The organism is Bartonella sp. AP57NXGY (genome assembly GCF_042195805.1).
Classification (GTDB): Bacteria; Pseudomonadota; Alphaproteobacteria; order Rhizobiales; family Rhizobiaceae; genus Bartonella.
Genome location: NZ_JBHIOZ010000059.1, coordinates 4,011 through 8,609, shown reverse-complemented (window position 1 = coordinate 8,609; position 4,599 = coordinate 4,011). Strand labels below are relative to the sequence as shown.

Below are 4,599 nucleotides of genomic sequence, written 5' to 3'. Positions count from 1 at the left end.
TGCATGGACAAGATGTTCGAGAATTGAATGAGTATTTGCGTCGTTTGGCAGGCTATAACCACGTTTTAAGTCATGAGCTTATGCGGTGTCGTTGGCAATTGAAAGCGGGATGTGCGCCTTCTTCAGGGGATGTTGTGCCATTTCGTCGGTTTCAAAAAACACAGGAGGAAGTTGGTGATGAATCCACAAATTGAACTTGAAGGTACGCGTTATATGAAGGATGCAAAAGGGGCTTTGGTGCCGGTAAGTTTGATCCGCCCTGCGGATTTGTTAGAGGATGAAACGGTGCGCAAAATTATGGGTTTTGCGAAAGAATTATCGGCAAGGATTGCACGTTTTAACAACCATACGATTGCGGATTTGAGTGATTTTGATAGCTTGCTTGCGCAAGAATATGGTGTGGAGCGGCGTGGCAAAAAGGGCAATTGTACTTACACAAGCTTTGATGGTTTGCAACGTATTAAGGTGCAAGTTCAGGAAAGTGTTGATTTTGGACCGCAATTGCAAATTGCCAAAAGCCTTCTTGATGAGTGTTTGAATGAATGGTCTGCGGATGCACGCCCTGAAATCCGTGCGATTATTACGCGTGCTTTTAATACGGATAAAGAAGGCAAGGTGAATCGGGGCGAGATCTTTATGCTGTTGCGTTTGGATATTGATGATCCACGCTGGAAAGAGGCGATGCGTGCCATTCGTGAAGCGATCCGTGTGACGACATCTAAGGAATATGTGCGTTTTTATGAACGCGATACATTAGAAAGCGCTTGGCGTGCTGTGACCATTGATCTGGCGAAGACATGAGGGGGGAGAGATGTCTTTAGCTGTCCTTCATATGGGAAAACGCGCGTTAGGTCTTGATGATGAGACCTATCGCGCACTGCTCTATCGCTTGACAGGCAAGCAATCGGCGAAAGATTTGAATTTTTCAGAAAAGCACTTGGTTATCGCTGAAATGAAAGCGTTTGGTTTTAAGCCGAATGGGAAGCGTTTAGAGGGGAAATATGCTAAGAAGCTCCAGGCGCTCTGGATTGCTGGGTGGAATCTTGGCATTATTCGTGATCGTTCAGATAAGGCGTTGCTTGCCTTTGTGAAAAGACAGACAGGGATTGATCATATTCGTTTTTTACGCGATAGCGATGATGCATGCAGAGCCATTGAGGCGTTGAAAGGTTGGTTGCAGCGGGAGGGTGGGGTTGACTGGAGAGGAAAAAACCGCGAAGATTCATGGAGGAAGAAACCAAGCATTTCCATTTTGTGTGCCCAATGGAAGTGTTTGAATCCCGATGCTATGTTTGAGCTTGGGGCTTTTCATCAAAGTGTTATGGCGTTAAGTGGTAAAGCTTTTGGTGAGATGAGTGGGGGCGACTTTAGAGAAGTTATGAATGTTTGGGGGCGGAAAATCCGTAAAGGTGTTAAAGGCGAGGGGTAAGCATGTATGCAAGAGGAAATCTATAGCGATTTTCCTGCCTTATTGCGTGAAATAGCTGATGTTGCGGGCAGTGAAGCAGCATGGAATATGATGCGGGCTTTTGGTGGACGAGAAGTTTATATACCCGGGCGTCTTGAGAGTGCGGATTGGTTGATTGAAATTGTTGGGTTTGAAGAGGCGCAGCAATTGATCAACCATTTTTGTTTTAATGGTTCGGGTGTGCGCCTTCTTATCCCCCTTGGCAGAGATGCTGAACGGCGGCAAAAAATGGTGCAAGCGTTGCAAAAAGGCTGGTCGGTGGATGCTGCCGCTGCTGTTTCTGGTATGCATGTGCGCACAGCCTATCGCTTGAAGAAGAAAATTTCTTTGCAAGAACCACAAGGTTCGTTATTTTCAGAGTTTTATGAGTATTGAGAGTTTTGACTGACAGTGTCAGGCTTATATTGGGGGTTTGAAATCCGATAAACTGCGAATGAATTTTTATTCATTGAGTGGTTTGTTATGGTTTCAATAGATGCTTCTTTTCTTCATCGCCTTGCGCCTAAATTGGCGCATCATGCGCGCCAAGATTTTATTATTGTTGAAATGGCACGCGTGTTGCCTAAAGCTTTATCTTATGGGGCACTCACAACACCGTTGCGTATTGCACATTTTTTAAGCCAATGTGCCCATGAGAGTGATGGCTTTTTTACTGTTTGTGAATATGCCTCAGGGCGCGCTTATGAGGGGCGGCGTGATTTAGGCAATGTCAACCCTGGGGATGGGGTGCACTTTAAGGGGCGTGGTTTGATCCAGTTGACGGGGCGCAATAATTATCGTCGTTTTACGAAGTTTTGGCGCCTAGTCGATGAACAAGCGGTTGATTGTGAGGCATTTCCGCAAGAGCTGGAAAAGTTTCCAGCAGCGCTTTGGTCTGCTGTTTGGTTTTGGCAAATGAAAGGCTTGAATAGGCTGGCTGATCAAGATGATTATCTAGGGATTACCAAGGCGATCAATGGGGGAAGAAATGGACTTGTGCAACGTTTGATTTATTTGAACCGCGCCAAAAAGCTTTTGGGACTTGGAGGCGAGGTAAAGGCATGAAGCCCTCTTATCGTGGTTCTAGGCTCTATTTATGGTGGTCTTTTTGGTTTGCTTGGGGGGTTATTTTTTTGCTTGTTTCTGGTGGTTTGTGGGGGGCTCCGCATATTGTTGATATGGCGAGCATTTCTATTCCTTCGATGGTGGCGATTATTGTTGGCAATCTGGGGGTGCATCGTGGCTTTGGCTCGTTGGATTTTTCTAATAGGAAACATTCCCATAAGCGGCATAGCAGCTCCTATGATGGGGTGGAGATAACGAGGTGGGGAGATAAAAGCAATGTTTAGCCCACTTTCAAAACTGTCTTTTGGTCTGCTTTTTTTGGTCAGTGTGATGTTGGCGGCTTTTGGCTTTATGAAAGCGCAAATTTTAAAGGCGGAAAAGGCGCGTGATTTGTATTGGCAGTTGGAGATTGCCAAGGCTTCAGCACGTGCACTGCTTGTACAAGAGCGACAAAGACAAGCAGCGTTGGAAGCTGAGCATCAAGCGCAAGGGGTGATTTCGGCTTTGGAACAAAAGCTTGTGAAAATGGAGGAAGTCAATGAGAAGTTGCCGGTTACTGGCGGTGGCATTGGGCTTGAGCGTGTGCGCTTGCTCAACACACAAGCCGGTGGGTAGCCTTTCTTATCATTTTTTATCGGTTGAGTTGCCGCCTGTTGTTCGCATGGCGTGTGCCCGCCCAGCTTTATTGCCAGAGCGTGCTTTGAATGCGCGCGAAGTGGTGCATTATTGGAGCCGTGATCGTGCTGCTTTATTGATTTGTGAACAGCGTAGAAAAGCTGCGGAGCGGGCGATTTTAGGCACAAGAGAGGGGACTTTTAAGTGAATTTGGATATCAGTGTTGCCAATGGCTGGTTGTCTTTATTGTTATCGGTTATTGCGATTTGTGGGGTTTTGAGAGCCTATTTTTCTTCCGGTGCGCGGGAAATGCTGAAAGATATCACGGCGCTTAAAGAGCGTGTGCAAAAGTTAGAAACAGAGATGGACTTTTTGCCTGATCGTGATGCGCTGCAAAGATTGGAAGTGAATATGGAGAAATTGAATGGTCGTCTCAACACGCTTTCTGCACAATTACAACCGGTGGCAGCCATTGGTGAGCGCTTGCAAGAGTTTTTGTTGGAGAATGCCAAGAAATGAAAGCAGATATGGATAAAATCATCCGTGAAGAAGCGCGGTTGATTATTTTAAAAGGGCTTGCTTGTGAGCGCAGTGAAACTTTATCGAGTGCGATGATTGAGCGGCTTTTATACAGTTATGGCATCAGACGCGATCGCGATTTTGTGCATAATGAACTGGCATGGATGGAAGATCAAGGTGCTGTTACTTTAAAATGTGTGGGTTCGGTTTTTCTTGCGGCATTAACAGAACGGGGAGCGCGTCATTTAGACCGAAGCTTTTCCATTGAGGGGATTAAGCGGCCTAAACGTTCATCAATAAAAGACGAGGTGAAGGATGCGCAAGGTCGGGCGTGGACGTTTAACGGCGATTGATTTATTGCCGCAAGCTTGTGATCAAATTATTGCTGCTGCTGCTGAGGCTTTAAATGGGCGTGAGAAGACGCAAATGGCTATTTATGATGAGTTTAAAGCGGCTTTGAAGGCTTTACGAAAGGAAACGGGTCTCAACTTTTCTATACCCTCCTTTTCGAGTTTTAATCGTTATTCTTTGCGGCTAGCCGTGATGTCACGGCGCCTAGAACAGACAAGAGAAATTGCAGCAAGCCTCTCGCAGCGCTTTGATGCTAAAGCTTCTGATAATATCACTCTTTTGACGGCGGCAGCGATTAAGGAGTTGATTTTTTCCACGTTGAGCAGTGGGAAAAACCTTTCGCCAAAGGCAGCACAAGAATTGGCCAATGCGCTTAAAGGCGTGTTGGCGGCTGAACATTTGTCGACCACCAGACGGCAAAGATTAGAGAAGGATTTTACCACTAAAGCAAGTAAAGCGGTTGACGCAGCAGCGGCGGCGGCGGGGCTCTCAGAAGAAACAGCGCGAGCTATTCGTGCGCAGGTGTTGGGGGTAAAACATGGCTGAACAGCCCTTTTCAAAAAGTCATGTCTTTGATCATCAAAGTGGTTTTGATATTTGGC

At 46.2% G+C, this 4,599-nt stretch carries 11 protein-coding genes; all 11 read left to right on the top strand.

The window, feature by feature from the left end; all coding sequences use genetic code 11:
- Positions 1-194: hypothetical protein (locus tag ACFIL8_RS06495; protein WP_375689171.1), on the top strand; the 194-nt coding region annotated here is incomplete at its 5' end.
- Positions 178-801: a DUF3164 family protein gene (locus ACFIL8_RS06490; protein ID WP_375613741.1), complete on the top strand. Its 624-nt coding sequence runs from the start codon at positions 178-180 to the stop codon at positions 799-801. The genes ACFIL8_RS06495 and ACFIL8_RS06490, both read left to right, overlap by 17 nt.
- A gap of 10 nt (positions 802-811) precedes the next feature.
- Entirely contained in the window at positions 812-1,429 is a 618-nt protein-coding gene (locus ACFIL8_RS06485) for a regulatory protein GemA (RefSeq protein WP_375689169.1), read from the top strand.
- A 6-nt stretch (positions 1,430-1,435) separates the two neighbouring features.
- On the top strand, positions 1,436-1,843 hold the full coding sequence (locus tag ACFIL8_RS06480) for a helix-turn-helix domain-containing protein (protein ID WP_375629092.1): 408 nt from the start codon (positions 1,436-1,438) through the stop codon (positions 1,841-1,843).
- A gap of 87 nt (positions 1,844-1,930) precedes the next feature.
- Positions 1,931-2,512 carry a glycoside hydrolase family 19 protein gene (locus ACFIL8_RS06475; RefSeq protein ID WP_375613744.1) on the top strand — a complete coding sequence of 194 codons (582 nt, stop codon included), beginning with the start codon at positions 1,931-1,933 and terminating at the stop codon, positions 2,510-2,512.
- Positions 2,509-2,796: a hypothetical protein gene (locus ACFIL8_RS06470; protein WP_375612317.1), complete on the top strand. Its 288-nt coding sequence runs from the start codon at positions 2,509-2,511 to the stop codon at positions 2,794-2,796. The genes ACFIL8_RS06475 and ACFIL8_RS06470 overlap by 4 nt, the downstream gene beginning before the upstream one ends.
- Positions 2,789-3,127: a hypothetical protein gene (locus tag ACFIL8_RS06465; protein WP_375681486.1), complete on the top strand. Its 339-nt coding sequence runs from the start codon at positions 2,789-2,791 to the stop codon at positions 3,125-3,127. Before ACFIL8_RS06470 ends, ACFIL8_RS06465 begins: the two co-directional genes overlap by 8 nt.
- Positions 3,093-3,335, top strand: a complete 243-nt coding sequence (locus ACFIL8_RS06460) for a hypothetical protein (protein WP_375686199.1) — start codon at positions 3,093-3,095, stop codon at positions 3,333-3,335. The genes ACFIL8_RS06465 and ACFIL8_RS06460 overlap by 35 nt, the downstream gene beginning before the upstream one ends.
- Complete coding sequence (locus ACFIL8_RS06455; protein ID WP_375607966.1) at positions 3,332-3,646, top strand: DUF2730 family protein; 315 nt, start codon at positions 3,332-3,334, stop codon at positions 3,644-3,646. Before ACFIL8_RS06460 ends, ACFIL8_RS06455 begins: the two co-directional genes overlap by 4 nt.
- Positions 3,643-3,999 (top strand): hypothetical protein, encoded by a 357-nt coding sequence (locus ACFIL8_RS06450; RefSeq protein ID WP_375612320.1) that lies wholly within the window; start codon positions 3,643-3,645, stop codon positions 3,997-3,999. Before ACFIL8_RS06455 ends, ACFIL8_RS06450 begins: the two co-directional genes overlap by 4 nt.
- Entirely contained in the window at positions 3,962-4,543 is a 582-nt protein-coding gene (locus ACFIL8_RS06445; protein WP_375683508.1) for a phage protein Gp27 family protein, read from the top strand. The genes ACFIL8_RS06450 and ACFIL8_RS06445 overlap by 38 nt, the downstream gene beginning before the upstream one ends.
- Positions 4,544-4,599: the final 56 nt, after the last annotated feature.